Genomic DNA, 26,416 nt, shown 5'->3' on the forward strand with positions numbered 1-26,416 from the left:
GGCGTGGTGACGACGAAAGAGCCGGTTCTGCTGTTCACCGACGCCCTCGTCCGCCTGGGCCATCTGGTGCAGCAGGTGTTCGGGGAGGTCAGCCGGGAGCACGACCTGACGCCGCAGCAGGCCCAGCTCCTGTGCCTGCTCATGGGCGGGCCTGTCGGGATGACGGAGCTCACGCGAGCTTTGCACCTGGAGAAGTCGAGCCTCACCGGGCTCGTGGACCGGGCCGAGAAACGCGACCTGGTGCTCCGCGCCCGCGACGCCCGCGACAGGCGCGCCTGCCAGATCGACCTCACCTGCGACGGGGCGCGGATCGCGGTGCTCGTCCACGACGGGGTCGCCGAGCGGCTGGACGCGCTGGCGGGTGAGCTGCCGGCCGGGCACAGGGAGCTGGTGGCCTCGGCCATCGGCGGGATCCTGGCCGCCGACACCGCACTGTCCGGCCGCGTGTGGTCACGCTCCCCGGAAGCGACGCGCTCCCCGGCATAGGCGCGCCGAAGCGCCGCCGTCATCCGAACATGCGTCCGGCCCGTCCGCGCGCCGAAGCGCCTCCGCCATCGCGCGTACGTCGGCGGGATCCACCTCATCGGCGTGATAGCGGGCCAGGCGGCCGGCGGGGACCGAGGTGTGCACCCGCTTGCGGGCCTGCTCCAGCATCTCCGCGGGCCAGGAGTGACCGGCGAGGCCCGAGCCGATCAGGGCGAGCGCGGCGACCCGCGACGGGGCGGCGAGTGCGGCCTCGGTGGCGTACGCGCCGCCCATCGACCCGCCCACCAGCGCGGCCCGCTCCACCCCCAGCGCGTCCATGACGGCGAGCAGGTCCTCGTGGTGGCAGACCTCGCCCTCGGCGTCGCCGGAGCGGCCCTGGCCGCGCCAGTCGTAGCGGATCACGCGGTAGCGCTCGGCGAGGGCCAGGAACCGGTGGTCCCACATGCGCCTGTCGGCGACCCCCGCGTGCACGAGCACGACGGTGCCCGCCGGTGAGTCCGGGCCGGTCTCGTCATACGCGATCCGGACGCCGTCGATGATCACCATGCCGCGACGCTACCGCAGCGCGGCGGGCCGGCGCGGACGTGTTCGCCGGCGGCGCAGTGCGCCGCGAACCGGCGATGGACCACGACGTCAGGGGGAGTATGGCGGTGTCTCTGACGCTGTCGCATAGTTGATAATGTCCCGGGTTGATAAGAAGAGATTGATGGGAGTACGCATGCGCCTCGCCAAGGTCAGGTTCACCGCTTCCAGGCGAGGGCGCTGTCCGCGCTAGCCGGTCGCCGTCGGGTTCGTGCCGGCGGGCGAATACTCCTCGTCTGAAGCGGTCGCTCGCGTAACCGACCGTTTCTCCCTTTCCTTCCGAGGAGCTCTTCTTGCGTGCCCCCATGTCCGCGCGCCTTGGCGCGGGCCGCTCCCACCTGTGGACCGCTCCCACGGCGTCCGCCGGCGCCTTCACCATGGCTCCCGCCGCCGCGCGCACCGGCGACCCTGCCCTGGTGGCCCCGGGCTCCGGGTGAGCCGCGCACGCGAGCCGACCAGGTCGGTGAGTCCTCACCCCGTGCGGTCCCCTGAGGCCGCCGGTCCCGCCCGTTCCGACAGCAGGTGATCGCCCCCATGCTTCCAGACCTCCTCAGAACCGCCCTCGACCAGGTTCTGGCCCGTTACTCGCCGCAGGACCTGTCGGACTCGGTGGTCCAGCTCACCGAGCGCTACCGGACCGGCGCCCCCTCCGGGGCCGTCCACCTGCGCACGCGAGCCGACATAGCCGCCTATGCGGCGTACCGCATGCCCGCCACCTACGCCGCCGCGGTCACGGCCATGCGGCAGGCGGCGGCGCTGACGCCGGGGTTCGCCCCTGCGACGCACCTCGACGTCGGCGGCGGCACCGGGGCGGCGATCTGGGCGGCCCGCGAGATCTGGCCGTCCCTGGAGCGGGCCACCGTCATCGAGCACGACCCGCACATCATCGCCCTGGGCCGGCGCCTGGCCGGCGCCGCGGCGGGGCTCCGGGACACGGCCTGGCGGCAGGCGTCCATCCACCCAGGACTCGACCGGCCCGCCGCCGACCTGGTGACCATGTCGTACGCCCTGAACGAGCTGCCGCCCGCCGACCGCCCCGGCGTCGTCCGCTGGCTGGCCGGGGACGCGGCGATGGTGCTCATCGTCGAACCCGGCACCCCCGCCGGCTACGCCGCCATCGCCGAGGCCAGGCAGACCCTGTCCGGCCACGGCCTGAGCATCGTCGCCCCGTGCCCCCACGACGGCCGCTGCCCCATCCAGCCGGAACGCGACTGGTGTCACTTCTCCGTGCGGTTGCCCAGGACCGCTCTGCACCGCCGGATCAAGGCCGGCACGCTCAGCTTCGAGGACGAGAAGTTCTCCTACGTCGCCGCCACGGCGGAGGCCCGCCCTCGGGCCGCCGCCCGGGTCCTGCGTCATCCGCAGCAGCGCAAGGGCATGGTGTCCCTGCGCCTGTGCACCGAGGAGGACGGGGTCCGTGACGTGATCGTCTCCAAACGGCAGGGCGACCGCTACCGCCTGGCCAGAGACGCCGGCTGGGGCGACGCCTGGCTGTGAGTTCTGTCACATTCCGGGCCGGCCGTGTCACACTCCGGAGGACGTACCGGCTCTCAGCAGGCGACAGGACGACCGTGCCGGGAGGAGCGCCGCGATGCCGGAGACGACGGCCACCGAGATCTTCATCGACCACCGGGAGCTGCTGTTCTCCATCGTCTACAACATGCTGGGCAGCGTCGCCGACACCGAGGACGTGCTGCAGGAGACCTGGCTGGCCTGGGAGCCGAGGAGCGCGACCGGCGCGGAGATCGTCAACCCGCGCGCCTACCTGGTGCGGGTCGCGGTCAACCGGGCGCTGGCCCGCCAGGCCGGCGTCAGCCGCCGCCGCGAGGACTACATCGGCTCCTGGCTGCCCGAGCCGGTCGCCACCGCCGCGCCGGACGACGCGGCCGACCCGGCCGTCCGCGCCGAGTCGGTGTCGATGGCCCTGGCCGTGGTGCTCCAGACGCTCACCCCGCTCGAACGCGTGGTGTTCCTGCTGCACGAGGTGTTCGGCTACGCCCACCCCGAGATCGGCGAGATCCTCGGCCGCACGCCGGCGGCCGTCCGCCAGCTCGCCCACCGCGCCCGCGAGCACGTCCACGCCCGCCGCCCCCGCTACGACGTCGATCCCGGGCTGCGGCGCGCGGCCACCGAGAGGTTCCTGTCGGCCGTGTTCGGCGGCGACCTGCGGGCCCTGCTGCGGCTGCTGGCCCCCGACGTGAGCTTCTGGGTCGACGGCGGCGGCAAGGCCTTCGGCCCGCGGCCCGTCCACGGGCGCGACAAGGTGGCCAGGCTGCTGACCTCGCGGTGGGAGTCCGACGGCCTGGACGTGCGCTTCCGCGAGGTGAACGGGGACCCGTCGGCGGTGCTGTTCGACGGCGAGGCCCCGTTCGCCATGATGGTCCTGGACCTGACCCCGGACGGCGAGCGGGTGTCCGGCATCTACGCCGTCACCAACCCGGACAAGCTCACACATCTGACACGCGGAAATCAGGAAAGATCAGATACCGGAGACGAGAGCGCGTCATCCTGGGAGCGTGCAGACGACTGACTTCCTTCATGCTTTCTACGCCCGGCGCCTGCGCCGGCAGGTCATGGCGGGCCCGCTGCCGGCCCACGTGGGCCTCATCATCGACGGCAACCGCCGCTGGGCCAGGCAGCGAGGCATGGCCAACCCCAGCATCGGCCACAAGTACGGCGCCGAGCACATCGAGCACGTGTTGTCGTGGTGCGAGGGGCTGGGCATCACGCACGTGACGGTGTTCCTGTGCTCGACGGAGAACCTCCAGCGCCGCGGCGACGCGGAGGTGGCCTACCTGCTGCGGGTGATCGAGCAGATGGTCGCCGACCGGTTCGACCGGCCCGACGCGCGCTGGCAGGTGCACGTCGCGGGGCTGCTCGACATGTTGCCCGACACGACCGCCCGCGCGCTCAAGAGCGCCGTCGAGGCCACCCGCACGTGCACGACCGGCTTCCACCTGACGCTCGCCATCGGGTACGGCGGCCGCCAGGAGGTGATCGACGCCCTGCGGGAGCTGCTGCACGAGCGGGCCGAGGCGGGCCAGTCCATGGTGGAGCTGGCCGCCACGCTGACCGTCGACGACATCGCCCCCCACCTGTACACCGCCGGCCTGCCCGACCCCGACCTGGTCATCAGGACCAGCGGCGAGCAGCGCATGTCGAACTTCCTGCTCTGGCAGTCGGCCTACTCCGAGCTGTACTTCTGCGAGGCCTACTGGCCGGCCTTCCGCGAGATCGACTTCCTGCGCGCGCTGCGCAGCTTCGCCGCCAGGCAGCGGCGATACGGCGGCTGAGGGGAAAACCGGTTGTCCGGGAGTGGCGCAGGGTGCTGAGGTGGCCCGATGGATCGCAACGAGGTGCTCGCCCTGTTCGACCGGCAGCTGCGGCGTGAGGCGCGCCCCGACGGGCCGGCGGCCTCGATCGAACGGGAAGGCGCCGTGGTGCGCCAGGTCGGCCCGGAGCACGGCTGGAACGGCGTCCTGTGGTCCGGCCTCGACGCCGCGGGCGCGGACGCGGCCATCGCCGAGCAGGTCCGCCGCTTCGGGTCGCTGGGCCGGGCGTTCGAGTGGAAGCTGTACGCGCACGACCAGCCCGCCGACCTCGACCGCAGGCTCCTCGCGGCCGGCTTCACCGCCGAGCCAGCGGAGACCCTCATGGTCGCCGAGGCCGCCGGGCTGCCCGGCGCCGAGGTGCCGCCGGGCGTCCGCCTGGTCCCGGTGACCGGCCCGCAGGAGGTGGAGCTGGTGGCCGAGGTGCACGAGCGCGCCTTCGGCGCCGGCCGCGAGCGCGTCAAAGAGCGCCTGCTCGACCAGCTCGCGGCGGGCACCGTCGTCGCCGTCGTGGCCATGGCCGGCGACGCGCCGATCAGCGCCGCCCGCATGGATCTGCACCCGGGCACCCGGTTCGCGAGCCTGTGGGGCGGCGGCACCGTGCCGGAATGGCGGGGCAGAGGCGTTTACCGCGCCCTGGTCGCCCACCGGGCCCGCGAGGCACTGGCGGGTGGCTACGACTATTTGCAGGTGGACGCCTCCGGCCAGAGCTGCCCGATCTTGGCGCGGCTGGGCTTCGAGACGCTCACCACGACGACGCCGTACTTCCATCCTTGAGTATTCTTGATGGCCAGAACCCCGAGACACACCCAGGAGCGGCACGTTGCCCGGAACGACCCCGCGCGAGCTCGGCCTGCTGGCCGACTGCGGAAGCTGCTTCGGGCTGTGCTGCGTGGCGCTGCCGTTCTCGGCGTCGGCCGACTTCGCGATGGACAAGGACGCCGGGCAGCCCTGCCACAACCTGCGCGCGGACTTCGGCTGCTCCGTCCACGCGGAGCTCAGGCAGCGCGGCATGGCCGGCTGCACCGTCTACGACTGCTTCGGGGCCGGGCAGAAGGTCTCGCAGGTCACGTTCGAGGGCACGAGCTGGCGGCAGGCCCCGGAGACGGCCGGGCAGATGTACGCGGTGTTCCCGATCATGCGTCAGTTGCACGAGCTGCTGTGGTATCTCGCGGAGGCGCTGGCCCTGGAGCCCGCCCGCCCCATCCACGCCGAGCTGCGCCAGGCCCTCGACGCGACGGAGCGGCTGACCCGGGAGAGCGCCGAGGTGCTGGAGAAGACCGACGTGGCGGCGCACCGGGCCGAGATCAACGTCCTGCTGCTGCGTACCAGCGAGCTGGTCAGAGCCGGGCGCAAGGGCAAGGAGCGCAGGGGCGCCGACCTGATCGGCGCCAAGCTCAAGGGCGCGGGGCTGCGCGCGGCCAACCTCAGGGGGGCCTATCTGATCGGCGCCGACCTGCGGGGCGCCGACCTGCGGCAGGCCGACCTGATCGGGGCCGACCTGCGCGGCGCCGACCTGTCGGGCGCCGACCTCACCGGCTGCGTCTTCCTCACCCAGGCCCAGCTCAACGCCGCCAAGGGCGACGCCGCCACCCGGCTCCCGCCCGCGCTCACCCGCCCCGCGCACTGGACGGCCGGCCCCCGCCGCTGACCTTCCCACTACGCCGACACCTTGGGTTTCCATCGGGGTGTTCGCGCTGGGGGTCGTCGCTCGTGTGGCGTTTCCGAGTAGGTCATGTGACGCAGATCGCCAGCTTGGGGTGCTCGTAGAGCAGGTTGTCGGTGGTGCCTGCGATCGTGTCCTGCATGGGCGAGCGGGCGGATGAACGGGACCGCGTGCTGGGGGTCGTGGATCGCGCGGAGGCGGAGCGTCGGCGCTGGATGCATCGGATCGCGACGACGATGGCCTTTCGTTCCCGGTGGGCGAGAGGCGGTGCGCCGATATTTGGTATCCGGGAACGAGGGCCGGCCGTCGGCCGGCTGATCGGCGGCATCCAGATTCACCCGTACTTCCCGGCCTTCCCGGCGAACAGCGCTCGCGCCGTCCGGTAGGTGAACGGCTCGGCCTCCGCATGCCCCTCCGCCATCGCCCACCGGCAGAACAACGACAGCACGCTCAGGTGCCGCCCCCACGTGGTTGCCGCGAACCGTCCCCGCACGCCGGGCACCCGCTGGTCGGCAGCTCACGCAACCACTGGTTCGCCACCGTCGTCGGCCGCGCCGCCCCCGTACCGTCCTCGAACACGAGGTCGTCATCGATCAGCGCCGGCATCCGCTCCGGGAGCAGCGGGGTCAGACTTTTGCCCGCCCTGTCGAGCGGCGCTGCAACTTCTGCGGTAGGCCATCCGCGGTATGGCTTCCCGGGTTGGGGATCCTTGGTCGCCGGGGATTGAGCGGCTTGCCGTGACTTTCCGTTCGGAGATCAGCGAGCCCATCTACGTCGAGCAGTTGGCCTCGCTGCCGCAGCGGAAATGGCCGACCGGTGCTGAGCCCGACCTGAACGGCCGCCCCCGGCGTCCAGGGCCGCCCGGTGCTGCCGGCGAACCTGTGAAATATCCATTTGCCTTACCCAACCTAGGAGTCCTAGGTTAATGGCGTAAGGAGACCACTTTTTGGGATGAGGGTGTAGATGGCTCGTGCCGGGCTGACGGCGGACCGCGTCACCGAGGCGGCCGCCGAGTTGGCCGACGAGGCCGGCTTCGACAACGTCACGGTGTCCGCGCTGGCGCGCCGCTTCGGAGTCGCGGACGCGAGCCTGTACTCCCACGTCAGGAACGTCCGGGATCTGCGCGTCAGGGTGGCCGTCCTGGCCGCGCGCGACCTCGCCGACCGCCTCACCGCGGCGACGGCGGGGCGCGCGGGCAAGGACGCGCTGGCCGGGTTCGCCGAGGCCTGGCGGGCGTTCGCGCGCACCCGGCCCGGCTGCTACCAGGCCACCCAGATGGCCCTGGAGCCGGCCGTGGTCGCCGCGTCGCCGGGGCACCTGCGCATCATGGCCACCACCTACGCGCACCTGAGCGCGTACGGGCTGCCCGAGCCTGACCTGACCGACGCCATCCGGCTGCTGCGCAGCACCTACCAGGGGTTCTTCAGCCTGGAGGCGAGCGGCGGGTTCGCGCACTCGCGCGACGTCGACGCCTCCTGGGCGAGGATCCTCGACGCGCTCGACAGCGCGCTCAGGCATTGGCGGGTCTCCCCGTAGCGGGCGCGTCCCCGCCCCGTCACCACCACACCCCGGAGGAAGACCATCATGAACCCCGTCACCGAACAGGCCGTCCGCGCGTCGTTCGTCAACTGCTCCAAGGGCGAGGCCCGCCGGCTGAACGTGCCGCGCGGCCTGTCCGCGTCCCCCTGGCCCGATCTCGACTTCCTGGGCTGGCGCGATCCGGGGGCGCCCGAGCGCGCCTACCTGGTCACCGAGCGCGGCGGCGCGCTCGTCGGCGTGGCGCTGCGCCTGACCCAGGAGGTACGCAGGAGCTTCACCAAGTCCACCATGTGCTCGGTGTGCGTGACCCCGCACGCGGGCACCGGCGTCTCCCTGTTCACCGCGCCCAGGGTCGGCGCCGCCGGTCGCCAGGGCAACACCGTCGGCGCCTACATGTGCGCCGACCTGGCCTGCTCCCTCTACGTACGCGACAAGAAGCAGACCGAGCTCGGCACCCGCTTCGAGACGCTCACGGCGGAGGAGCGCGTCCTGCGGCTCACCGTCAATCTGGACGCCTTCCTGGCCCGCGTCCTCGACGACAACCTGGCGGTCGCGCCGCGCAAGTGAGCTGGCGGGGGCGACGTCCAGCGTGTGCCGGCGGACGGGAAGGGCCGTCCGTGGCGACGGCCGGCGCTCCAGTCAACGCCCTGGTCGTCCGGCGGGCGGTGAAGGGCCGGAGTGAACGTCGCCCATGACTTGGACCCCCCGGGTGGGCCGCCGGTTCCATCAAGGGCGAAGTCACAGGCAAAAGTACGCGTTCGCGGCGGGTATTTCTCCTTCGACCTCCGGGCGGGCTCCTCCTTACCGTGGTGCATCGTCGCTGCTTCGGAGGGGTGTCATGCGCAGGCGTACGCGAACGTGGATGGTCGCGGCAGTCGTACTGCCGCTGGCGGCCTGCTCCATCCCCGGAGCCGCCCGCCCCACGCCGGGGGCCACCACCTCGGCCCCTGCTTCGGTCACCCGCAGTGCGCCGGGGGCCGTGCGCGAGCCCGCCGTGCAGCCGCCGCCGGCGGGGGACAAGCCGCTGGCCGGCGCGACGTTCCGGGTGGACGAGCGGCGGAGCGCGGAGGTGGCGGTGATGTCGCTCAAGCGCCGCGGCAGGCTGCTCGACCTGGTGTTGCGCTTCACGCCGCGGTCCGAGGGGGAGACCTACATCTCGGTCGAGAGGTTCACCGGGGCCGGGCCGTCGGCGATCACGCTGGTCGACAACGTCCGGCTCAAGCGCTACCTGATCGTGCGCGACTCCGAGGGCCGGCCGCTGGCGCCGCCGTACTGGATCATCAAGGTGGGCGCGGCGAGCCTGCGCACCTACACCTTCCCCGCGCCCGAGGCCGGCGTCACCGAGCTGGACGTCAGCATCGGCGCGGAGCCGCCGTTCCGTGACGTGCCGGTGACGTCATGAGGCTCCGGGCGCTGGCCGTCCTGCCGTTCCTGGTGGCGCTGACGGGTCCGGCGCCTGCCGTGGACGTCCCCGAGGCGAACCTCCGGCAGGCGGTGCTCGACCTGCGGCTGACCGTCGAGCCGCTGCAGACGGAGACCGCGCAGGGGACGGCGACCAGGATCACGATCTCGTCGGACGTGCTGTTCGCCTTCGACGAGGACGCGCTGACCCCGGTCGCCGCCCGCCACCTGGCCCGGATCGCCGGGCGGCTGCGCGCGGCCACCGGCACGGTCCGCGTCGACGGTCACACCGACGCCAGGGGCACGACCGGCTACAACCTCGCCCTGTCGCGCCGCCGCGCCGAGAGCGTCAAGCGGGAGCTGGACCGCCTGCTGGGCGGCGGGCCGCCGGTCGCCGCGGCTGGGCACGGCGAGGCCGATCCGGTCGCGCCCAACACCCAGAGCGGCCGGGACGACCCCGCCGGCCGCGCCAAGAACCGCCGCGTGGTCATCCGCTTCGACCGCTGACCGCCCGGTCTCCGGCTTGCCGGGCGCTCGCGAATAAAGATACCGTGAGCATTCAGATGATGAAGTCATTTGAAATGCGAGGAGCGGCGATGACCGACGTGCCGGAGATCGACCTGACGGACCTCGCGGTGCTGCGCGACCCGTTCACGGCGTATGCGAAGGCCAGGGAGCAGTCGCCGGTGGTGCGGCTGGTGGCGCCCGGGTTCGGCCCGTTCTGGGCCGTGACGCGGCACGAGGAGGCGCGGGCGATGTTGTCCGACCCCCGGCTGGAGATCCGCGCGAACAGCTACCAGCGGCCCGACGTGCCCGAGCACTGCCTGCCGTACATGCGCACCATGTCCGAGATGAACGGCGCCGAGCACATGCGGCTGCGCAGGCTCGTGGCGCCCGCGTTCACGCCGCGCCACGCCGCCGCGTTCGGGCCGCGGATGCAGGCCGTCATCGACGGCCTGCTCGACGACCTGCCCGGCCACGTGGGGGAGGACGGCACCGTCGACCTGCTGGCGCACTTCGCCCGGCCGCTGCCGATCGAGGTGATCTGCGAGCTGGTCGGCATCCCCGCCGCCGACCGGCCGCGCTGGCGTGCGTTCGGGGCCGACGTCGCGGCCGGCCACGGGGAGCGGTTCGCCGAGGCCATCCCCGGGATCATGGAGGGCGCCAAGGAGGCGGTCGCCAGGAGCCGGGCCGTCAAGGGCGACGACCTCATCTCCGACCTGCTCCGCGTCCAGGAGGAGGACGGTGACCGCCTGTCCGACGACGAGCTGGTCACCATGGTCTGGCAACTCGTCCTCGCCGGCCAGACGCCGACGAACCTCATCACCAACGGCGTCGTCACCCTTCTCGGCCACCCCGGCCAGGTCGCCGCGCTCCGCGCCGACCCCGGGCTCTGGCCGCGCGCCGTGGAGGAGCTGATCCGCTGGGCCGGCCCGCAACTGCTCACCATCCCGCGCTTCACCAGGCAGGACGTCGAGATCGGCGGCGTGCTCGTACCCGAGGGCGTGCCCGTCACGGTCGCGATCCCCGGCGCGAACCGGGACCCGCGCGTGTTCGACGACCCTGACGTGTTCGACGTCGGGCGCGCGCCGGCGGCGCATCTCGGGTTCGCGCACGGGCCGCACTTCTGCGTCGGGGCCTCGCTGGCCCGCCTGCAGGCCGAACGCGCGCTGTCCGCCCTGCTGAGCCGCTTCCCCGGCCTGGCGCTCGCCGGAGAGCCGCAGTACACCCCCGATCCCGGGACCTGGCGCCCGATCGCCCTGCCCGCGACCCTGGCCGTCACCCCTCTCCCGGCCGGCTGACGCGGCCCGGGGGCCGCAGCCGGCAGGAGGCTCGGGTGGCATGAGCCTCCTGCCGGGAGGCCGGAGCGGGGGAGCGCCCGCGTTCCGAGAAGCGCCCGCCCCGCCGCGACCCCGTGCGCGCCGGCCTCTCCGCCGGCCGACCTCCGGCGCGTGCCGCGTGCCGGTCAGGCCGGGCCCGTGGCCGCCACGCCGTCGAGGATGAGCCGCAGGCCGCAGGCGAACGCCTCGTCGCTCGTGGGCGCGCCGCCCTCGCGCACCCCGGCCACCGTGAGCGGGTAGTCCGCGGCGTACGCCGACAGGTCCCCGGCCTCGTCGCGGCTCAGCCGTTCGAGCCTGCTCTGCTCGTTCAGCACGAACCCGAGCGTGTAGTGGCTGATGGACCCGATCGCGTGCAGCCCCTGCGCGGGGGTGAAGCCCAGCCCGACCAGCGACCTCAGCTCCTCCTCGAACGCCCGCCCCACCGCCGGCCCCGGATCGCTGCCCGCGACCAGCCGGGCCCCGTCGCGATGGCTCAGCAACATCCGGCGGTAGCGGTGCGCGCGCCGGGTCAGCCAGTCGCGCCAGGACTCGTCCGGGCGCGGGCCGCCCATGTCGGCGGCGAGCAGCTCGCGCGCCATCTCGTCGAGCAGTTCCTGCTTGTTGCGGAAGTGCCAGTAGAGCGCGGGGTTGCGCACGTCCAGGCGGGCGGCCAGGCGACGCACGGACAGACCGTCGAGGCCGGCCTCGTCGAGGAGGTCGAGCGCGGCGCGCACGACCATGTCACGCGCCAGTCCTTTCTGTGCCATCGCCCGGCCACTTTACCGTGCTGGGGGAGCCTCCCGCCGACGCCGAGAGGCGCAGGCGCGGCAACGCGGTCCCTTGCGACATGACGTGACTCCGCATATCGTGCCGATGTATCAAGTCGATATATCGGGCTGACGGTCAGCCGTGGCACGGATCAGGCGGGAGCGGTGGATGAGGCGGATCGACTACGACACAGAGCAGCACCAGGACTACGCGCGCGGCCGTGCGCTCACCGACCAGCAGCTACAGACCTGGATCAGCGCCTTCGGAGCCGTGCTGCCCGAGCGGCGTCCGCTGGCGGGGCTGGACGTCGGCTCGGGGACCGGCAGGTTCACCCCCGCGCTGGCGCGGACGTTCGGGCCGGTCACCGGCGTCGAGCCGTCGGTCCGCATGCGCGAGGTGGCGCAGGCGCGGGCCCGGCATCCCGATGTGCGGTATCTGGCGGGCTCCGCCGAGGACATGCCGGTGCCGTCCGGCAGCGCCGACTACGCTCTCATGTTCCTGTCCTGGCACCACGTTCAGGACAAGCCGCGGGCGGCCCAGGAGCTGGCCAGGGTGCTCAGGCCCGGCGGGCGGCTGCTCCTGCGCGCGAATTTCAGCGACCACCATCCCAGGCCGTGGTGGCTGGAGCACTTCCCTCGCGGTTTCGAGGTGGACGCCTCGCTGTTCCAGCCGCTCCATGAGGTCATCGCGATGTTCACGTCGGACGGCTGGCGCGTCGCCGGCTTCGGCACGTTCACCGAGCCGTCCTACGGCACCTGCGGTGACATGCTCGAACGGCTGCGCCTGCGCACCCTCTCGTTCTTCGCTCAGCTCAGTCCCGACGAGCTGGAGATCGGCTTCCGCCGCCTGGAGCAGGCTGTCGCCGCAGATCCGGGGGCGCCGGCGCCTGTCTTCGCCGAGCCGCTGCTCACGCTCGAACGGCACCGGTAAAGCCGACGGCCGTAGCGCCATCGCGCGGCCGACGTGTCGCCGAACCCGGCATCGAAGCCCGCGCCGCGCTCGGCTCCCCACGCCGCCACTCTTGCCAGAAGCCCATGAAGCCAATGACGGTCAAGACCGTTATTTGGAGCAGAGACGGGGGCACCAACACCCCGCAGGGCGAGGCGACGGCGTTCGCGTACGACATCGCCACGGACTCGCTCAAGTGGCGGACCCCCGGTCGCCGGGAACCTGGCCCCCGGCTCGATCGCCTTCGACGACGCGGGGCGGGACGATGGCCTTCACGCTCATCGCCCGCCCGATCTCCAATCTCCTGCTCGGCCCTGACGGCCACCTCTACCTGTCACGCTTCGAGAACTTCTCCACCTACCGGACCTGCTGACGGGTCCGCCGGTACAGGCGAAGCAGGCGTCTCCGGACCCGTGCACCGCGAGCCGGTGCACGGGTGCCTCGCTCTGTCCCCGGCAGCCACGCCTTCGCCTGGATCAGCTAGGGGAGCGTTCCGATCACGGCGGTGGCGTCGAGCTCCTCCGAACGGGTGACCCGCGCGACCAGTCCCGCGCGGGTCACGGTCGCGGCGGTCTCGTCCGCCTGGCGTTCGCTCGTCTCCACCAGCAGGTGGCCGCCGGGGACGAGCCAGCGCGGCGCCTCGGCGATCACCCGCCGGGCCACGTCGAGCCCGTCGCCGCCGCCGTCGAGCGCCATCAGGGGCTCGTGCAGCCGCGCCTCGGGAGGCAGCAGCCCGATCGACTCCGACGGCACGTACGGGGGGCTGGCGATCAGCAGGTGCACCCGGCCCCGGAGCGAGGGGGGCAGCGGCGCGTACAGGTCGCCCTCGTAGACGCGGGCGCCGGGAAGGTTGCGCCGGGCGCAGCGCACGGCCGCGGGGTCGAGGTCGGCGGCATGCAGCTCGGCGCGGTCAAGCCCGGCCCGGTCGAGCTCGGCCGTCACCGCCGCGCCCATCGCGCCCGTGCCGCAGCACAGGTCGAGGATGACCGGCGGGCCGGCGACCGTGCGGGCCAGCGCGACGGCCCGCTCGATGAGGAACGCGGTGCGCGGCCGGGGCACGAAGACCCCGGGCTCCACCACCACCCGCAGGCCGCAGAACTCCGCCCAGCCCAGCACGTGTTCGAGGGGCTCACCGGCGACGCGCCGCGCCACCATGGCGTCGAGGCCGGCGGGCGTGGGGGCGGTGGAGAACAGCAGCCGAGCCTCGTCCTCGGCGAACACGCATCCGGCCGCGCGCAGGCGCGCGACGACCTCAGCGGTGGTAACGGATGAAACCGACATGGGAGCCTTTCGGAATGCCGATGAGCGCTCCCGCGGTCAACCTAACGATCGCTGGAAGGGAGCACCCAGAGTGACACAGCGTTGATGGGTCTCACCTCCCTGGCCGATCTCGTTCGAGACGATCACCATACCAGAGCCCTCTCGCTCCTCCACTGGACGGGTCACGATCAACGATCATCGCCGGCGAAGACAAACGTCGGCGGTTTCTTAATTTCGCCCTTTTTCGGGTGCACCATGCGTTTATCTGCCCATGGACTTCACCGAAGAATTGCGCTTTCATTTCTCCGTCGGGTGCCCGGTGGCCGAGGGGGAAATATGGCTCGTTCGCGCAGAATAATAAAAATCGCCCTCGCCTTCATGGTGGTCTCGGCGGGCGTCACCGCGCCCGCGCCCGCGGCGGCGGCCCCGGAGGAGCCCGTACGGATCACGCGGTTCCTCGGGGAGCAACGGGTGCCGCACATGATGAGATACGAGGACACCGTCGTGGGCGGCCTCTCGGGCATCGACCGCGATCCCGCCACCGACACCTGGTATTTCATCTCCGACGACCGGTGGCGCTACAACCCCGCCCGCTTCTACACCGGGCGGCTGGACATCGATCCGGCGTCGGGGGAGTTCGGCGGGCTGCGGATCACCGGGGTCACGACGCTGACCAGGCCCGACGGCACGCCGTTCCCCGCCTACGGCAAGCCGGAGTCGGCCGACCCGGAGTCCATCAGGTTCGACCCGCGCAGCGGCCGGCTGCTGTGGGGTGACGAGGGAGACCGGCCGGACGAGCGAAACCCGGCCATTCCGGTCTCCACCTCGGCGGTGCGCCGCATGGATGCACAAGGGCGGCAGACGGCCGAATTGCCGGTGCCGACGAATTTGCATCTGACGGACACCGAGAACGGGCCGCGGCGTAATTCGGGATTCGAAGGGCTGGCCATCTCCCCGTGGACGATCGCCGCCGTGACCGAGGGCCCGCGCTACGAGGACGGGCCGATGCCGACGGTCAAGCGCGGCGCGCCGTCCCGGCTCACCGTGTGGAGCCGTCAGGGCCGGCTGCGCTCCCAATACGCCTACCCCCTCGACGCGCTGCCCGCCGCCCCCAACCCCCCGACCGGCTGGGCCGAGACCGGTGTGTCGGAGATCCTGGCCGTCGACGACTTCCGCTACCTGGCGCTGGAGCGGGCCTGGGTGGAGGGCTCGGGCTACCGGGTGAAGCTGTACGAGATCGACCTGCGGGGCGCCACGAACGTGCTCAATCGCGACTCCCTGGCGGCCGGCCCGCCGTACCGGACGGTGCGCAAGCGCCTGGTCCACACCTTCCCGCCGCCGCTGCAGAACCTGGAGAGCCTGGCCTGGGGGCCGCGCCTGAACAGCGGCGAGTGCACGCTGGTGGTCGGATCCGACGACAACTTCTCGGCGGAGGAGGTGACGCAGTTCCTGGCGTTCGGCGTGACCGGCTGCCGTTGAGGTGAAGGGGGAGTTCATCCGGCAGGGCCGGGCGCCTGCCGCAGCGGGAGAACCCGATGCCTACAGGCCGTGGATGCGGCGGCCGGTGATCTGCTGCGGGATGATGCGGACGTAGAGGTGACGCTCGCCGCCGGCCCACGGGGTGACCTTCGAGCCGGTCGCCCCGGCGGCCTCCTCAAGGTCCACGTGGTGCGCCGGGCCCTGCACCAGGACGCTCCAGCCTTCGCGCCTGGCCTCGTCGATGTTGTCGATCTCGAACGCGATCTTGAAGTCCACCCCGGCCTGGCCCGTCCGCAGGTCCTCGTCCATGGGCCCGCCGGCGGCGGTGCGGAAGACGATGGCGCCGTGGTGCATCTGGTAGTTGACCGGCAGCACCGTCAGCCCGTGCGAGCCGCTGAACGCCACCCGCCCGATCCCCCCGGGCTCGATCAGCCGCCGGCACTCCGGCTCCGCCAGCACCTCCAGCGACGGGTGCGCCATGGCGGGGCCGTGGCCGGGCGGGCGGTCCTGGCCGCCTCCCAGGAGGTCGTCGACCGTGGTCCGCAGGGCGTCCGCCAGACGGTAGAGGACGCCGGTGTCCGGGGTGTCGGCGTTCTCCTCCAGATATCTCAGGTAGCCGGGCGACATGTCGGCGCGCTCGGCGACCTGCTCGCGGGTCAGGCCGAGACGTTCACGGTGGTGGATGACGCGTCGGCCTAGGTCACCGGTGCCTGTCATGATCGCTTCTCCTCGTGTCCGCGTCCGCACCCGCCAGATCAGGCCGTCGGCGCGCCATGTCATGGACGCTACCCACGCCCGCGCCCCCCAGCCCTGGCCGCCGACCTGGAACGATGCCCGGCGCGATCCGGCCCGCCCGGCGGTGGTGACGCGCCGCGGAGGCGCGGTCCTGCCCGTCCGGCGGTGGTGACGGGCCGTGAAGGGGCCGGGCGCTTACAGTGCTGCTGGAGCGTCGTTCCGACGGAAGGGGCCGCATGACCGCCGGCAGAATGAAGCGTAAAAAGTACGAGAAGCAGCTTTTCCCCCTGCAGGCGGAGCTGGTGAAGCTGCAGGAATGGGTCAGGGCCGAGGGCCGGCGGGTGGTCGTGATCTTCGAGGGGCGGGACGCGGCCGGCAAGGGAAGCACGATCAAGCGGGTCGCCGAATACCTCAACCCGCGCGTGGCCAGGATCGTCGCGCTGCCGGCGCCCACCGAGCGCGAACGCACCCAGTGGTACTTCCAGCGTTACATCGAGCACCTGCCGGCCGCCGGGCAGCTCGTGCTGTTCGACCGGAGCTGGTACAACCGGGCGGGCGTCGAGCGGGTGATGGGGTTCTGCACGCAGGAGGAGTACACCCGGTTCCTGCACCAGTGCCCGATCTTCGAGCGGCTGCTGGTGGAGGACGGGATCCTGCTGCGCAAATACTGGTTCTCGGTCGGCGACGCCGAGCAGGAGCGGCGCTTCCGCGACCGGCTGGAGGACCCGATGCGCCAGTGGAAGTTGTCGGAGATCGACCTGGAGTCGATCACGAGGTGGGAGGAGTACTCCCGCGCCAAGGACGAGATGATGATCCACACCCACATCCCCGAGGCGCCCTGGCACGACGTGGAGAGCGAGGACAAGCGGCGCGCCAGGATCAACATGATCTCCCATCTGCTCTCCACGATCCCCTACCAGGAGGTGAAGCGGCGGCGTCTGAAGATCCCCTCGCGGCCCGAGTCCACCGGCTACCGGCGCCCGTCGAGGGTGGAGACGCGGGTGCCCGACGTGACCGGCGGCCATGCCGGGTGAGCGGCAGGTGTGGCGGCCACGCCGGGTGACCGTATGCCCGGCTCAGTACGGAAGGGGGCGTCCCGACGGGGTGCGCAAATCGAGGCCAGGACGGGGACGCGCCGGCTTGGGGCGCACCATCGTGGTCTGGGTGCTCCGCATCTCGCTCACCTCCTCAGGGCGTCACTCCTTATTCGCGCCGAGCCTCCCGCCGGATGACCGCGAGATGACCGCGCAGGCCAGGCCGCCACGGTGTGGGGGAGGGGGCGGCCGACGGTGTGGGGGAGGGGGCGGCCGACGGTGTGGGGGAGGGGGCGGCCGACTGGGTACGTTCTCTTCGGCGGGCCGTACGGCACGATCGTCTTCGACGAGGAGGTTCGCATGAAAGCGTTCACCGGCCGCTCTCTGCCGCTGCTGGTCGCGCTCGGGCTGAGCGTCGCGGGCTGCGGTGGCGGTGCCGGTGGTGGCGGCGGTAGCGGTGGCAGCGATGCGACGGCGACCGCGTCGGTGGCCTCGCCGACGGCCGGGTCTCCCACAGCGCAGCCCACTCCGACCGGGCCGCCCGCCGAAACCCCGTCCGTGACCGATTCCTCCGCGACCGGCCCGCCCGTGACCGGCACCGCCTCGCCGCCGCGCGACTCCCTCGTCGCCGGTCGTTACCAGCCGCTGTGGCCGTTCACGGGCCAGGAGGAGGCGGACGCCTGGCGACGCGCGTACCAGAAGGACGGCCGGCAGGCGTGGCACCTCGACGCGGGCCGCACGGCCGTCGCCTTCGCCCGCGACCACCTCGGCTTCACCGAGATCGACCAGATCGTCAAGACCGTCCGCGAGGGGCGGCACGCGCGCGTGCACGTCGGCCACCGCGGCGAGGAGGGCCCCGAGCCACTGGTGGCCGCCGTCGTGCACCTCGTCAGATACGGCGCGGGCCAGGACGCCCCCTGGGAGGTGGTCGGCACCGACGACACCTCGCTCTCGCTGACCACTCCGCGCTACGGCGCGGCGGTCGGCTCGCCGCTGACCGTGGGCGGCCGCATCACGGGAGTGGACGAGAGCATCGGCATCCAGGTCCGGCGACCTGGCCAGGCCAAGCCGCTGGGCAAGCGCTGCTGCGTGAGCGCCGGCGGCCAGAACGCCCCCTGGTCGGCCACCGTCACCTTCACGGCGGAGCCGGGACGGACGCTGACCGTCGTGGCCTCCACCGGCGGTCACGTCGCCGCCGTCGAACGCTTCGCGGTGACCGGCGTGACCATCGCCGGTTCGCCTCCGTAACAGCCTGCCGGCGAACCCTCCTAGAAGCCGCAGCGATACAGCAGACCGGTGTTAGCCCGTCGCGCGGGTGCGCGCGCCAGGACGGGGCTCGCCTGGCGGGCGTCCGGGCCGCGGAGCCCCGCGGCCCGCGCGTCCATCGCCCACGCCCGGAGCCATCTGCCCGATCTCGGCCGGTTCCGCGCACTGGGAAGCGCGCCGCCGGTCGGCTAGCCTCGGCAACGGACGGGGGACCCGCGAGCGACGACGCATCGAGGTGCCTATGAGCCATTCGCCCGAGTCACTGGCGGCGCTCGCGCGCAGGCACGGGCTCCGGCCCGCCATCGCGCGCCCGAGACTGCCGCTCTACCTGCGCCGGCTCTGGCAGCGGCGGCACTTCATCCTGACATACGCGACCTCCCGCAACGTCTCCCGGTACTCCAGCTCGGCCCTGGGCCGGTTGTGGCAGGTCATCACCCCGCTGCTGAACGCCGCGATCTACTTCGTGATGTTCGGCCTCATCCTGGGCGGCAGCAAGAACATCCCGAACTATCCGGCGTTCCTGCTGACGGGGATGTTCGTCTTCACGTACACGCAGCGCACCGTCACCGCCGGCGCCAAGTCGATCTCCGGCAACCTGTCGCTGATCCGCGCCCTGCACTTCCCGCGGGCCTCGCTGCCGCTGGCCTACGCGATCCAGGAGCTGCAGCAGCTCGTCATCTCCATGGGGGTGCTGCTGACCATCGTGGCCCTCACCCGTGAGTGGCCCACGTGGTCCTGGCTGATGATCCCGGTCGTGCTGGCGCTGCAGACGATGTTCAACGTCGGCGCCGGGCTGGTGCTGGCCAGGCTGGGCTCCTCGGTGCGCGACCTGAACCAGCTCCTGCCCTTCATCATGCGCACCTGGCTGTACGCCTCCGGAGTCTTCTTCGCCATCCACGACAAGGTCGTCAACAGCGCCGGGCTGCCCGAGTGGGTGGCCACCGTGATGTACCTCAACCCGGCGGCCTCCTACATCGAGTGGATGCGCGACATCCTCATCGGCAGCCACACCCCGCCGCAGATGGTGTGGTTGTCGTGCGTGGCCTGGGCGGTGCTGGCGCTCGTGTTCGGGTTCTGGTACTTCTGGCGCGCCGAGGACCGGTACGGGCGCGGGTGAGGCCGGCGGTCACGAGCCCCCGCCGCCGCAACCGCCGCCCCCACCGCACCCGCCCCCGCCACCCCCGCCGCAGCCGCTACCGCCGCCGTCTCCGCCATGGCCGCCCCCGTGAGAGCCCCCGTGGGAGCCGCCCTGGGAGCCGCCGTGGGAGCCGCCGCCGAACAGGCTGCCGAAGTCGAAGAACCCGCCGCCCGGCCTGCCGCCGAAGTCGCCCCCGCCGAAGTCGCCGCCGCCGAAGTCGCCCCCGCCATAACCGCCGCTGTTGGACGGCGTGCTGGTGGTGACGTACGACCCGCAGTGGCCGGGGGCGCAGCACGCCGCGTACGACCGGCCCCGCCGGGCGCGCGTGTCACGCCGCAGCGTGTCGGAGAGCTCCCGGTCCGGCAGCCTGGACAGCCCGTGCAGCGCCACCAGCCCGGTGTCGTCGCCGCTGCGCCACGACCCGTCCGCCGAGCCGCCGTCCCCGGCCCGCGCCAGCGCGCTCCGCCCGGCCCTGGTCACCGGGTTGATCATGCAGCGACGCAGCAGGAAGAAGCAGGCCACGCCCACCACGGCCGTCGTGGCGGCGAGAGCGGACGCGACCACCGAGGCCCGCAGGATCAGGCTCAGCACCGCCCCGATCGCCGCCGCCCCGGCGAGGACGGCCAGCAGGCTCGTCCGCCGCCGCACCCGCACCCGATCGGCCGGAGCCATCAGGAAGCCGTGCTGCCACAACGTCGTGACCAGCAGCGACATCGCGGAGGAGCCGTTCGTCCCGTGCCGCACCTCGGCGGTCGTCTGCCCCTGGGCGACCGACGCGACCCGCTGGTACACCGCCCGCTCGACCGGCGTGCGCTTGTCCGGCCGGAAGCCCCGCACCGGTGTGACGACGCCCTCGCGCGACACCCGGACCCCGTTCTGCGAGACCAGCGACACCAGTGCCGTGTTGACGACCCGGCGCGGCCCGCCCGTGAGGTAGGCCGCCTCGTACAGGCTGAGCGGGTAGCGGGTCACCGAGATCTTGCGGCCGCGGCGGGCGAGGAGCAGCGCCGCGTACGTCAGGACGGCGGTGAGAGCGACGAGCGCGAGTAGGGCGATGGATGTTACGAAGATGATCCCGTTCATGTGCGTCCCCCTGGGAAGCGAAAGTCGTGAATGCACACTCCGTTTTCGGCGGATCCGTTGCTTGGAGAGACGTCCGTGATGGGCGTTGGGGTTCCTTCCGTGGTGAGCAGAATGACCAGAAGCCGCAGCTCGGCGCGTACGTGCCCGGCCGGCAAGGTCGGGAGCCGGAATGAAGCGTACGTATGACACGGTTGGGCCAGGGGAGCGGGTCCTGGGCGGCCCGGGCGACCTGAACGACGACACCGGTTCGACGAGGAGTTCCCATGACCGCAGATCCCGAGCGCACCCCGGTCCGCCAGCTCCGCCTGGTGGTGGAGGCGGAGGACTACGAGGCCGCGGTGGCCTTCTACCGTGACGTGCTGGGCCTGCCCGAGCAGGCCGCGTTCTCCAGCGGTGACGGCGCGCGGGTGGCGATCCTGGACGCGGGGCGGGCCACGCTGGAGATCGCGAACCCGGCGCAGAAGAAGATGATCGACGACGTCGAGGTGGGGCGGCAGGTGGCGCCCAAGCTCCGGGTCGCGTTCGAGGTGGACGACGCCGCCGGCACCGCGGAGCGGCTGGTGTCGGCGGGCGCGGCCGAGGTCGCGCCGCCCACCCGCACGCCCTGGGAGTCGCTGAACGCCCGGCTCGACGCGCCCGCCGGCCTGCACATCACGCTCTTCCAGGAGTTGCGCACCGAGGAGGAGCGCCAGGAGCTGCACGGCTTCGGCACGGACTCGTAAGGCCTTCCGCGACGGTCCACTGCCTGGGGACCATGAGCAACCCCGACCGTGACGACTGTGCCCGCGGTGGCGCATCTCGCGCTCACCGATCGCTCCGCCGGCTGACAGCCCGAACCCCGCTTCCCCTGACGCGACCTGCGCGCTTCCGCAGGAAAAGTGTGAATTGTATGGATCTACAAGCGATGTCACGATGCGCCCATGGGTGAGCAGAGGTACGAGGTGGGCGGGCACGTGTTCACGGTGCCGGACAACGTCACATCGCTCGAAATCTTCGCCCTGGCGGGGGGCGGTGGCGGTGGGGGCGGCGCCGGCGGCGGGGGTGGCGGAGGCGCCGGCGGCGGCTGCGTTGGAGGTAGCGGCAATCGCGCGCCCGGCGGCGGAGGCGGCGGAGGAGGCTGCGGGGGTGGGGGCGGCGGTGGTGGCGGAGGCGGCGCGTTCTCCCACTGCACGGTGCCGGTGACGCCGGGCCAGCGGCTCACCGTACGCGTGGGCTCGGGTTCGGGCCCGGCGCCGGGGGGCCTGGGCGGGGCCGGGGGGAAGGGCGGCGTCCCCGACATGATGGGCGGCGCCGGCGGCCCCGGACTGCACGGCGGGAACCCGGGACCCGGCGGGAACACCGCGGTGGTCAAGCGGTCCACCTCGATGGGCGACTACTTCTACGTGATGGCCGACGGCGGTGCCGGCGGCTACGCGGGATGGGGCGGCCACCACGCCGGCGGCGGAGCCTTCAACCCCGGGAACTTCACCCTCGACAGCCCCGGCGGCGCGGGCGGGCGCGGCGGGGCGGCGGCGCAATGGGACACGGCCAACCGGGTCGGCGAGGGCGGCAGGGGCGGCCCGCACATCTGGGACTGCGAGGAGGGAGCGACGGGCGGGGGCGCGCCGGGCGCGAAGGGCACCTCGGGCACCGTCGCGACCAGCGGAACCGACGGCGCCGCCGGCCAGCCGCAGCGGACGGAATGCCGCGGCGGGGCGGGCGGCGCGGCCGGCCTCGCGGGCACGGCGGGCACGGCCGGCGCCCGTGCCGCGGTGCCCGGCGATCTCGGCATCCCTCCTGAGCGGGGAGCCGGCGGCGGTGGCGGCATGGGCGGCGATGGCGGGGCGGGCGGTGACGGCGGCACGGGCGGGCGGTTGTGGAAGGACGACACCACGGGGGGCCGGGACGGCACCGAGGGCCGTTCGGGGTCGGGCGGCGCCAAGGGCGGCGACGGCTACATGATCATCAGATGGGCCGATCCGGGCGAGACCGGGTGACGCGCGGCGGCCTCACTTCCCGGCAGGGCGGGCGCGGACCCGCGGCCGTTCGCCGTGCAGGCCGCCCCGGCAACATCGCCGGCGTGACGGAGGACGTTACGGTCGCCTGACCGTCACGGCCGCTGTGCTACAGAGCCCCAGCACGCCCAGCGATCTGACTCTCAACCCAGCCCGCCTGTCTCAGTCAATACGCAGGGACGCGAAAAAGGATAGGCGTGCCCTCCGATGCGGGTGACTCCTCCTTTTATGAAGCATTGCGCTGTCGGCAACACTCGAAGAAGAGGAGCGAAACCCATGACGGTGTCCTTCAGCGCACGCCATATCCGGCGCTGGACAACCATGATCGCGATCGCCGTAGGAAGCCTCCTGGCGGCTGACACCGCTTCGGCGGCCGTGGCCCCAGATGACCCTTCCGCACTGACCGAGACGCGCGTATCAGGGCCGGTCGGCTACTCGTGCGGCCCGAACGGCGGCGACGGGCTCAACCCCTACACTTACGTCCCCGCGGACCAGCGCGTGCGCGCCTTCTACAGCCAGGATCCAAGGTTCGACTCCAAGTTCATCGAGGTCTACCGCAGTCAGAACGTCGAGTACAAAGGCGCCCGTATCTGGTGGGTGTGGGGGCACACGATGTCGGGCGGTGACATGATCTCGCTCGACTGGTCCGACGACGGTGGGTCGTCCTATCGGGCATGCCATGCCACCGTCGCCAGTGGCAAGACCAGCGTCACCACCCCAGCGGTGGACAAGGCCGGACAGCGCAAGTTCCGCGCGTGTATCAAGCCCTACGGCTACACATGGTTGTGCACCCGCTGGCTCAACTGACTCCACGCGGAGACAGCGTCCGGCGGCGGCCTACCCGTTCGCCGGACGCCGGCCGTCCCGATGACATGACATGCACCTCACGTGGGCGTCCCTGACACTCATGAGCGGTCCCCTCGGGGGGAGTGAAGCCACCTCTCGCCCGTCGGATCCACACGGGACGGACGCCGAGCCGGGGGCTCGGCAGGCGGCCGTCCATCCGTCAGGACGCGTACCCGAGGATCTGCCGCGCGGCTGATGTGATCATGGTGGCGGGCGCTTAGCATGCGCGAGTGCATGCTAAGCCAGTGGAGCTGGCCAGGCGCCACCCGCTGCTCGTGGACGGGGTGGTGGCGGTCATGCTGGCCGTCGGATCGTGGATTTTCCCGATCATCGAACCCCAGCCACCGGACCGGCCGCCCGACGCGCTCGGCTTGGCGGTCAGCGCCCTGGTCAACCTGCCGTTGATCTGGCGCCGCCGCCGGCCGGTGACGGTGCTGCTGATCTCCTGCGCTGCCGCGATGACCTACCACGAACTGGGCTATCACTACGGGCAGAACAACATGGGCCCGCTGCTGGCGCTGTATTCGGTGACCGTGCACCGTCCGCCGTGGGCGATGGTGCCCGGCGGCGTCCTGGTACTGATCGAGTGGACGCATGCCAACTCGTGGATGCCAGACCGGTTCTGGTCGGCCCTGGGCAACGCGACGTTCGTGGTGGGCTGGGTCTTGGTCTTCGCCACCGGCATGCGTCTGCTGGCCGTACGGAACCGGCAACTGGCGGACCTGGCCGAGCAATTACGGCGCGAGCAGGAGGCGGCCGCCGCCCAGGCGGTGGCGGAGGAGCGGGTGCGGATCGCCCGCGAGGTCCATGACTCCGTCGCCCACAACGTCAGCGCCATGGTGATCCAGGCCGACGGCGCCGAGGCCGCGCTGCTGGACGCGGACCTGGCGGAGGTGAGCGGGGCCATCGGGGCGATCGGCCGGTTGGGCCGGGCCGCGCTGACGGAGTTGCGGCTGGTCGTCGGGATGTTGCGCGAGGCGCCGATGGCGCCCCAGCCAGGGATCGAGGAGATCCCCGCCCTGGTGGAACGGCTGCCTCTGCGAGTACGGCTACGGATTGACGGGCCCGTCCGCCCAGCGTCGCCGGGGTTGGGACTGGCGGCCTACCGCATCGTGCAGGAGGCTTTGACCAACACCCTCAAGCACGCCGGGAAGGACGCCGCGGCCGAGGTGCTGCTCCGCTATGCCGACGACGGGCTGCACCTGCGCATACGCGACGACGGCGGTGGCCGCTCCGGCGGGTCGGCCGAGCTCGGCAGGCCCGGGCACGGGTTGGTCAACATCCGGGAGCGGGCGGCCATGTTCGGCGGTTCCAGCCACGCCGTGCCGCTGGAAGGGGCGGGTTTTCAGGTCGATGCGACACTGCCGTGGGCGTAGGACGTCATGACCACCATTCGTGTGCTGCTGGTGGACGATCAGGAACCGGTCCGTACGGGCATCCGGCGGCATGCGGATGTCCATGACGACGACGTCGGTCTCGACCCCGGTCAACGTGCAAGCCGCCATCAAGGCAGCCGGTGCACCATTAAGGCCCTGGCCGGATGAAAGGGCCTCAAGTCATGCAGAAATGGATTAAGCGCATCCCTTGGTGGGTCTGGGCGCTTGTGGGAAGCGCCTGGGCGGGCTTGGCGATCTGGGAGCTGTTCCAGCCCGCGAGCGTGGACGACCATCTCGGCGAGGCTATCCGGTTACTCGTAGGCATCGCGATCATCGGGGCAGCCTTCGGCCTTGTCCGCCCACTTCAAAACAGACAGCGCGACAGCGAAGCCGGCACAGACCAAGAACGCGGAAACGGTCCAGTAGACCTCGACTGAACCCCGGGCATGAAGACGGTCACTACGTTCAGCGTGCAGAAGATGCTCGGCAACCGTGAGCGGCTCGGCGTTTTACGTTGATTTGTCCCGTGTGGGGCCCTATCTGTTGCAGAACCCGAATACTTGGACGTATGTCAGTGCGGGGTAGGTGTTCGGGGCGCCTGGGTCGGCACTGCCCGGCACCACGGCGACGCGCATCTCGCGGTATTCGTCGCTGAGGATGGCCTCGGCGTGCCCCTGTGTGCTGTTCATCCAGAAGTTGAAGGCTTTCTGGGGTGTCACGCCGTCACGCCCTGACCACGTATAGGTGTTCTCGCCGACGCGGAACCTCGTGCAGCCGCGCGTGTAGTTATAGAGTGCCGCGCGGTCAGCCGGGTATTTCCCGGTCACCGGGTTGTAGTGGGAGTCGCACCGAGTGCGATCCTGCGGGTAAGGGCGGCAGCCTGGGACCTGGGCCACCGTTCCCCACCATCGCTGCTTGACCGCAGCCTTGGCGTGGTCACTCGCCGCGCCGCCCAGGCCCAGCCGATTTGCCGAGATCGCCAGCGGTCTCGTGTACGCTTGCTTGCCTTTGCCCGCGCGGGCTTCGTTGACGAGACAATGGATCGCCAGTTCGAGGCGGGTGAACTGCTTCTCGTAGTCCCGCCGTGTGCTGCCCGTTCGGATATACCAGGTCAGCGGCAAATAGACCCTGTCGGCGTCGGCGCAGGCCCTGGCACCCACAGGCTTGACCGTGGTCGCCGCTGAGCTGACTTGCGGGCCGGCCGAGATATGGACGGCTGTGGGGCTCAGGATCGCCACGCCGGCCGTGGTGATGGCTGGCAGAAGGTGGAGCGAAGGGCGATACATGAGCGACCTCCCCTTCTGTTGCAGTTGCATACCGGATATATCCCCTTGAAGCGGGATATATCGCCCCCATCTTGGTCAGGGGCGGCTGCGGATTCGGCGTCCTGGAGCGCCGCGCACCATGGTCATCATCAAGTCGCGGCCGAGGGAGGCGAAAGTCGTGCAGCAGTTGTGTGTGGCCCGGAAGGATGGCAGGTGCGGCGGCCGTTCGGGGCCTGGCGAAACCCAGCCGACCGGTCTGCCGATCTCGAACGTGGTGGAGCCCGCCGGCCACGTCGGCGGGGGCCCCCACACCGGGGGGGAGATACGGGTGGACCCCACCGCGGCCCACAACCGCCCCCGCGCGGAGGTAGTTTTTTCGCGCGGCGGAGGGGGGATAGGGA

Annotated in this window: 30 protein-coding genes; 23 read left to right on the top strand and 7 right to left on the bottom strand. The window is 71.8% G+C overall.

The features are described from left to right. The first annotated feature begins 3 nt into the window (after positions 1 to 3). On the top strand, positions 4 to 486 hold the full coding sequence (locus ACWD0F_RS13295) for a MarR family winged helix-turn-helix transcriptional regulator (RefSeq protein ID WP_449874957.1): 483 nt from the start codon (positions 4 to 6) through the stop codon (positions 484 to 486). Here the strand turns inward: ACWD0F_RS13295 and ACWD0F_RS13300 are convergent. Next, entirely contained in the window at positions 451 to 1,032 is a 582-nt protein-coding gene (locus tag ACWD0F_RS13300; RefSeq protein ID WP_449874959.1) for an alpha/beta fold hydrolase, read from the bottom strand. The two genes, ACWD0F_RS13295 and ACWD0F_RS13300, sit on opposite strands and share 36 nt — an antisense overlap. Positions 1,033 to 1,373: 341 nt before the next feature. Between ACWD0F_RS13300 and ACWD0F_RS13305 the strand changes: the two genes are divergently transcribed. The 6 genes from ACWD0F_RS13305 (at position 1,374) to ACWD0F_RS13330 (ending at position 6,048) form a co-directional block, all read left to right on the top strand. After that, positions 1,374 to 1,505, top strand: coding sequence for a hypothetical protein (locus ACWD0F_RS13305; protein WP_449874960.1), 132 nt, complete (start codon positions 1,374 to 1,376; stop codon positions 1,503 to 1,505). 97 nt (positions 1,506 to 1,602) lie between these two features. After that, a complete protein-coding gene (locus ACWD0F_RS13310) occupies positions 1,603 to 2,565 on the top strand; it encodes a small ribosomal subunit Rsm22 family protein (RefSeq protein ID WP_449874961.1) in 963 nt (320 codons plus the stop codon). A gap of 94 nt (positions 2,566 to 2,659) precedes the next feature. Next, the gene (locus ACWD0F_RS13315; RefSeq protein WP_449874962.1) at positions 2,660 to 3,598 is read left to right on the top strand and encodes a sigma-70 family RNA polymerase sigma factor; all 939 of its coding nucleotides are present in this window, start codon (positions 2,660 to 2,662) and stop codon (positions 3,596 to 3,598) included. Next, complete coding sequence (gene uppS, locus ACWD0F_RS13320; protein WP_449874964.1) at positions 3,585 to 4,361, top strand: polyprenyl diphosphate synthase; 777 nt, start codon at positions 3,585 to 3,587, stop codon at positions 4,359 to 4,361. Before ACWD0F_RS13315 ends, uppS begins: the two co-directional genes overlap by 14 nt. 48 nt (positions 4,362 to 4,409) lie before the next feature. Beyond that, the gene (locus tag ACWD0F_RS13325) at positions 4,410 to 5,174 is read left to right on the top strand and encodes a GNAT family N-acetyltransferase (RefSeq protein ID WP_449874966.1); all 765 of its coding nucleotides are present in this window, start codon (positions 4,410 to 4,412) and stop codon (positions 5,172 to 5,174) included. A gap of 46 nt (positions 5,175 to 5,220) precedes the next feature. Further along, a complete protein-coding gene (locus tag ACWD0F_RS13330; protein WP_449874968.1) occupies positions 5,221 to 6,048 on the top strand; it encodes a pentapeptide repeat-containing protein in 828 nt (275 codons plus the stop codon). 349 nt (positions 6,049 to 6,397) lie between these two features. Here ACWD0F_RS13330 and ACWD0F_RS13335 read toward each other — a convergent pair whose 3' ends face one another. Next, entirely contained in the window at positions 6,398 to 6,556 is a 159-nt protein-coding gene (locus ACWD0F_RS13335; RefSeq protein ID WP_449874970.1) for a hypothetical protein, read from the bottom strand. Between the two features lie 470 nt (positions 6,557 to 7,026). Here ACWD0F_RS13335 and ACWD0F_RS13340 point away from each other — a divergent pair, with 470 nt between their 5' ends. The 5 genes from ACWD0F_RS13340 to ACWD0F_RS13360 all read left to right on the top strand — a co-directional run bounded on the left by ACWD0F_RS13340 (position 7,027) and on the right by ACWD0F_RS13360 (position 10,805). Next, entirely contained in the window at positions 7,027 to 7,599 is a 573-nt protein-coding gene (locus tag ACWD0F_RS13340; RefSeq protein ID WP_449874971.1) for a TetR/AcrR family transcriptional regulator, read from the top strand. Between the two features lie 48 nt (positions 7,600 to 7,647). Continuing rightward, on the top strand, positions 7,648 to 8,169 hold the full coding sequence (locus ACWD0F_RS13345) for an FBP domain-containing protein (protein WP_449874972.1): 522 nt from the start codon (positions 7,648 to 7,650) through the stop codon (positions 8,167 to 8,169). 271 nt (positions 8,170 to 8,440) lie between these two features. Further along, positions 8,441 to 9,004: a hypothetical protein gene (locus tag ACWD0F_RS13350; RefSeq protein ID WP_449874973.1), complete on the top strand. Its 564-nt coding sequence runs from the start codon at positions 8,441 to 8,443 to the stop codon at positions 9,002 to 9,004. Next, entirely contained in the window at positions 9,001 to 9,510 is a 510-nt protein-coding gene (locus ACWD0F_RS13355; RefSeq protein WP_449874974.1) for an OmpA family protein, read from the top strand. The genes ACWD0F_RS13350 and ACWD0F_RS13355 overlap by 4 nt, the downstream gene beginning before the upstream one ends. 89 nt (positions 9,511 to 9,599) lie before the next feature. After that, positions 9,600 to 10,805, top strand: coding sequence for a cytochrome P450 family protein (locus tag ACWD0F_RS13360; RefSeq protein ID WP_449874976.1), 1,206 nt, complete (start codon positions 9,600 to 9,602; stop codon positions 10,803 to 10,805). 164 nt (positions 10,806 to 10,969) lie between these two features. Here ACWD0F_RS13360 and ACWD0F_RS13365 read toward each other — a convergent pair whose 3' ends face one another. Further along, a complete protein-coding gene (locus tag ACWD0F_RS13365) occupies positions 10,970 to 11,590 on the bottom strand; it encodes a TetR/AcrR family transcriptional regulator C-terminal domain-containing protein (protein ID WP_449874977.1) in 621 nt (206 codons plus the stop codon). A gap of 169 nt (positions 11,591 to 11,759) precedes the next feature. On the opposite strand from ACWD0F_RS13365, the gene ACWD0F_RS13370 reads away from it, so the two are divergent. After that, complete coding sequence (locus ACWD0F_RS13370; RefSeq protein WP_449874979.1) at positions 11,760 to 12,521, top strand: class I SAM-dependent methyltransferase; 762 nt, start codon at positions 11,760 to 11,762, stop codon at positions 12,519 to 12,521. 498 nt (positions 12,522 to 13,019) lie between these two features. Here ACWD0F_RS13370 and ACWD0F_RS13375 read toward each other — a convergent pair whose 3' ends face one another. Next, positions 13,020 to 13,820 carry a putative protein N(5)-glutamine methyltransferase gene (locus ACWD0F_RS13375; protein ID WP_449874980.1) on the bottom strand — a complete coding sequence of 267 codons (801 nt, stop codon included), beginning with the start codon at positions 13,818 to 13,820 and terminating at the stop codon, positions 13,020 to 13,022. A gap of 315 nt (positions 13,821 to 14,135) precedes the next feature. Here ACWD0F_RS13375 and ACWD0F_RS13380 point away from each other — a divergent pair, with 315 nt between their 5' ends. Beyond that, positions 14,136 to 15,278: an esterase-like activity of phytase family protein gene (locus tag ACWD0F_RS13380; protein WP_449874982.1), complete on the top strand. Its 1,143-nt coding sequence runs from the start codon at positions 14,136 to 14,138 to the stop codon at positions 15,276 to 15,278. Between the two features lie 60 nt (positions 15,279 to 15,338). On the opposite strand, the gene ACWD0F_RS13385 is transcribed toward ACWD0F_RS13380, so the two are convergent. Then, positions 15,339 to 15,995 carry a helix-turn-helix domain-containing protein gene (locus ACWD0F_RS13385; protein ID WP_449874984.1) on the bottom strand — a complete coding sequence of 219 codons (657 nt, stop codon included), beginning with the start codon at positions 15,993 to 15,995 and terminating at the stop codon, positions 15,339 to 15,341. A 254-nt stretch (positions 15,996 to 16,249) separates the two neighbouring features. On the opposite strand from ACWD0F_RS13385, the gene ppk2 reads away from it, so the two are divergent. From ppk2 to ACWD0F_RS13400, 3 genes are all read left to right on the top strand, one after another. Further along, a complete protein-coding gene (gene ppk2, locus ACWD0F_RS13390) occupies positions 16,250 to 17,047 on the top strand; it encodes a polyphosphate kinase 2 (RefSeq protein ID WP_449874986.1) in 798 nt (265 codons plus the stop codon). A gap of 360 nt (positions 17,048 to 17,407) precedes the next feature. Beyond that, positions 17,408 to 18,295, top strand: coding sequence for a hypothetical protein (locus tag ACWD0F_RS13395; RefSeq protein ID WP_449874988.1), 888 nt, complete (start codon positions 17,408 to 17,410; stop codon positions 18,293 to 18,295). A gap of 259 nt (positions 18,296 to 18,554) precedes the next feature. After that, entirely contained in the window at positions 18,555 to 19,430 is an 876-nt protein-coding gene (locus ACWD0F_RS13400) for an ABC transporter permease (RefSeq protein WP_449874989.1), read from the top strand. Between the two features lie 9 nt (positions 19,431 to 19,439). On the opposite strand, the gene ACWD0F_RS13405 is transcribed toward ACWD0F_RS13400, so the two are convergent. Further along, on the bottom strand, positions 19,440 to 20,534 hold the full coding sequence (locus ACWD0F_RS13405; protein ID WP_449874991.1) for a TIGR04222 domain-containing membrane protein: 1,095 nt from the start codon (positions 20,532 to 20,534) through the stop codon (positions 19,440 to 19,442). A gap of 263 nt (positions 20,535 to 20,797) precedes the next feature. Between ACWD0F_RS13405 and ACWD0F_RS13410 the strand changes: the two genes are divergently transcribed. The 6 genes from ACWD0F_RS13410 to ACWD0F_RS13435 all read left to right on the top strand — a co-directional run bounded on the left by ACWD0F_RS13410 (position 20,798) and on the right by ACWD0F_RS13435 (position 25,187). Then, positions 20,798 to 21,256, top strand: coding sequence for a VOC family protein (locus ACWD0F_RS13410; protein WP_449874993.1), 459 nt, complete (start codon positions 20,798 to 20,800; stop codon positions 21,254 to 21,256). 198 nt (positions 21,257 to 21,454) lie between these two features. After that, positions 21,455 to 22,510 carry a hypothetical protein gene (locus tag ACWD0F_RS13415; protein ID WP_449874995.1) on the top strand — a complete coding sequence of 352 codons (1,056 nt, stop codon included), beginning with the start codon at positions 21,455 to 21,457 and terminating at the stop codon, positions 22,508 to 22,510. A 294-nt stretch (positions 22,511 to 22,804) separates the two neighbouring features. Continuing rightward, positions 22,805 to 23,335: a hypothetical protein gene (locus tag ACWD0F_RS13420; protein ID WP_449874997.1), complete on the top strand. Its 531-nt coding sequence runs from the start codon at positions 22,805 to 22,807 to the stop codon at positions 23,333 to 23,335. A gap of 269 nt (positions 23,336 to 23,604) precedes the next feature. Continuing rightward, complete coding sequence (locus ACWD0F_RS13425) at positions 23,605 to 24,750, top strand: sensor histidine kinase (RefSeq protein ID WP_449874999.1); 1,146 nt, start codon at positions 23,605 to 23,607, stop codon at positions 24,748 to 24,750. Between the two features lie 6 nt (positions 24,751 to 24,756). Then, positions 24,757 to 24,918 (top strand): hypothetical protein, encoded by a 162-nt coding sequence (locus tag ACWD0F_RS13430; RefSeq protein ID WP_449875001.1) that lies wholly within the window; start codon positions 24,757 to 24,759, stop codon positions 24,916 to 24,918. A 14-nt stretch (positions 24,919 to 24,932) separates the two neighbouring features. Further along, positions 24,933 to 25,187, top strand: coding sequence for a hypothetical protein (locus ACWD0F_RS13435; protein ID WP_449875003.1), 255 nt, complete (start codon positions 24,933 to 24,935; stop codon positions 25,185 to 25,187). 99 nt (positions 25,188 to 25,286) lie between these two features. On the opposite strand, the gene ACWD0F_RS13440 is transcribed toward ACWD0F_RS13435, so the two are convergent. After that, a complete protein-coding gene (locus tag ACWD0F_RS13440; protein WP_449875005.1) occupies positions 25,287 to 26,066 on the bottom strand; it encodes a CAP domain-containing protein in 780 nt (259 codons plus the stop codon). Positions 26,067 to 26,416: the final 350 nt, after the last annotated feature.

The sequence above is a fragment of the Nonomuraea sp. NPDC002799 genome (assembly GCF_053592075.1).

What these genes read in the sequence shown, in the direction of transcription:
- ACWD0F_RS13400 (WP_449874989.1), top strand. Translation starts at nt 18,555, where the DNA reads ATGAGCCATTCGCCCGAGTCACTGGCGGCGCTCGCGCGCAGGCACGGG.
- ACWD0F_RS13405 (WP_449874991.1), bottom strand. Translation starts at nt 20,534, where the DNA reads ATGAACGGGATCATCTTCGTAACATCCATCGCCCTACTCGCGCTCGTC.
- ACWD0F_RS13355 (WP_449874974.1), top strand. Translation starts at nt 9,001, where the DNA reads ATGAGGCTCCGGGCGCTGGCCGTCCTGCCGTTCCTGGTGGCGCTGACG.
- ACWD0F_RS13340 (WP_449874971.1), top strand. Translation starts at nt 7,027, where the DNA reads ATGGCTCGTGCCGGGCTGACGGCGGACCGCGTCACCGAGGCGGCCGCC.
- ACWD0F_RS13350 (WP_449874973.1), top strand. Translation starts at nt 8,441, where the DNA reads ATGCGCAGGCGTACGCGAACGTGGATGGTCGCGGCAGTCGTACTGCCG.
- ACWD0F_RS13430 (WP_449875001.1), top strand. Translation starts at nt 24,757, where the DNA reads ATGACCACCATTCGTGTGCTGCTGGTGGACGATCAGGAACCGGTCCGT.
- ACWD0F_RS13375 (WP_449874980.1), bottom strand. Translation starts at nt 13,820, where the DNA reads ATGTCGGTTTCATCCGTTACCACCGCTGAGGTCGTCGCGCGCCTGCGC.
- ACWD0F_RS13360 (WP_449874976.1), top strand. Translation starts at nt 9,600, where the DNA reads ATGACCGACGTGCCGGAGATCGACCTGACGGACCTCGCGGTGCTGCGC.
- ACWD0F_RS13395 (WP_449874988.1), top strand. Translation starts at nt 17,408, where the DNA reads ATGAAAGCGTTCACCGGCCGCTCTCTGCCGCTGCTGGTCGCGCTCGGG.
- ACWD0F_RS13310 (WP_449874961.1), top strand. Translation starts at nt 1,603, where the DNA reads ATGCTTCCAGACCTCCTCAGAACCGCCCTCGACCAGGTTCTGGCCCGT.
- ACWD0F_RS13325 (WP_449874966.1), top strand. Translation starts at nt 4,410, where the DNA reads ATGGATCGCAACGAGGTGCTCGCCCTGTTCGACCGGCAGCTGCGGCGT.
- ACWD0F_RS13380 (WP_449874982.1), top strand. Translation starts at nt 14,136, where the DNA reads ATGGCTCGTTCGCGCAGAATAATAAAAATCGCCCTCGCCTTCATGGTG.
- ACWD0F_RS13315 (WP_449874962.1), top strand. Translation starts at nt 2,660, where the DNA reads ATGCCGGAGACGACGGCCACCGAGATCTTCATCGACCACCGGGAGCTG.
- ACWD0F_RS13385 (WP_449874984.1), bottom strand. Translation starts at nt 15,995, where the DNA reads ATGACAGGCACCGGTGACCTAGGCCGACGCGTCATCCACCACCGTGAA.
- ACWD0F_RS13365 (WP_449874977.1), bottom strand. Translation starts at nt 11,590, where the DNA reads ATGGCACAGAAAGGACTGGCGCGTGACATGGTCGTGCGCGCCGCGCTC.
- ACWD0F_RS13305 (WP_449874960.1), top strand. Translation starts at nt 1,374, where the DNA reads ATGTCCGCGCGCCTTGGCGCGGGCCGCTCCCACCTGTGGACCGCTCCC.
- ACWD0F_RS13300 (WP_449874959.1), bottom strand. Translation starts at nt 1,032, where the DNA reads ATGGTGATCATCGACGGCGTCCGGATCGCGTATGACGAGACCGGCCCG.
- ACWD0F_RS13410 (WP_449874993.1), top strand. Translation starts at nt 20,798, where the DNA reads ATGACCGCAGATCCCGAGCGCACCCCGGTCCGCCAGCTCCGCCTGGTG.
- ACWD0F_RS13435 (WP_449875003.1), top strand. Translation starts at nt 24,933, where the DNA reads ATGCAGAAATGGATTAAGCGCATCCCTTGGTGGGTCTGGGCGCTTGTG.
- ACWD0F_RS13415 (WP_449874995.1), top strand. Translation starts at nt 21,455, where the DNA reads ATGGGTGAGCAGAGGTACGAGGTGGGCGGGCACGTGTTCACGGTGCCG.
- ACWD0F_RS13345 (WP_449874972.1), top strand. Translation starts at nt 7,648, where the DNA reads ATGAACCCCGTCACCGAACAGGCCGTCCGCGCGTCGTTCGTCAACTGC.
- ACWD0F_RS13370 (WP_449874979.1), top strand. Translation starts at nt 11,760, where the DNA reads ATGAGGCGGATCGACTACGACACAGAGCAGCACCAGGACTACGCGCGC.
- ppk2 (WP_449874986.1), top strand. Translation starts at nt 16,250, where the DNA reads ATGACCGCCGGCAGAATGAAGCGTAAAAAGTACGAGAAGCAGCTTTTC.
- ACWD0F_RS13440 (WP_449875005.1), bottom strand. Translation starts at nt 26,066, where the DNA reads ATGCAACTGCAACAGAAGGGGAGGTCGCTCATGTATCGCCCTTCGCTC.
- ACWD0F_RS13420 (WP_449874997.1), top strand. Translation starts at nt 22,805, where the DNA reads ATGACGGTGTCCTTCAGCGCACGCCATATCCGGCGCTGGACAACCATG.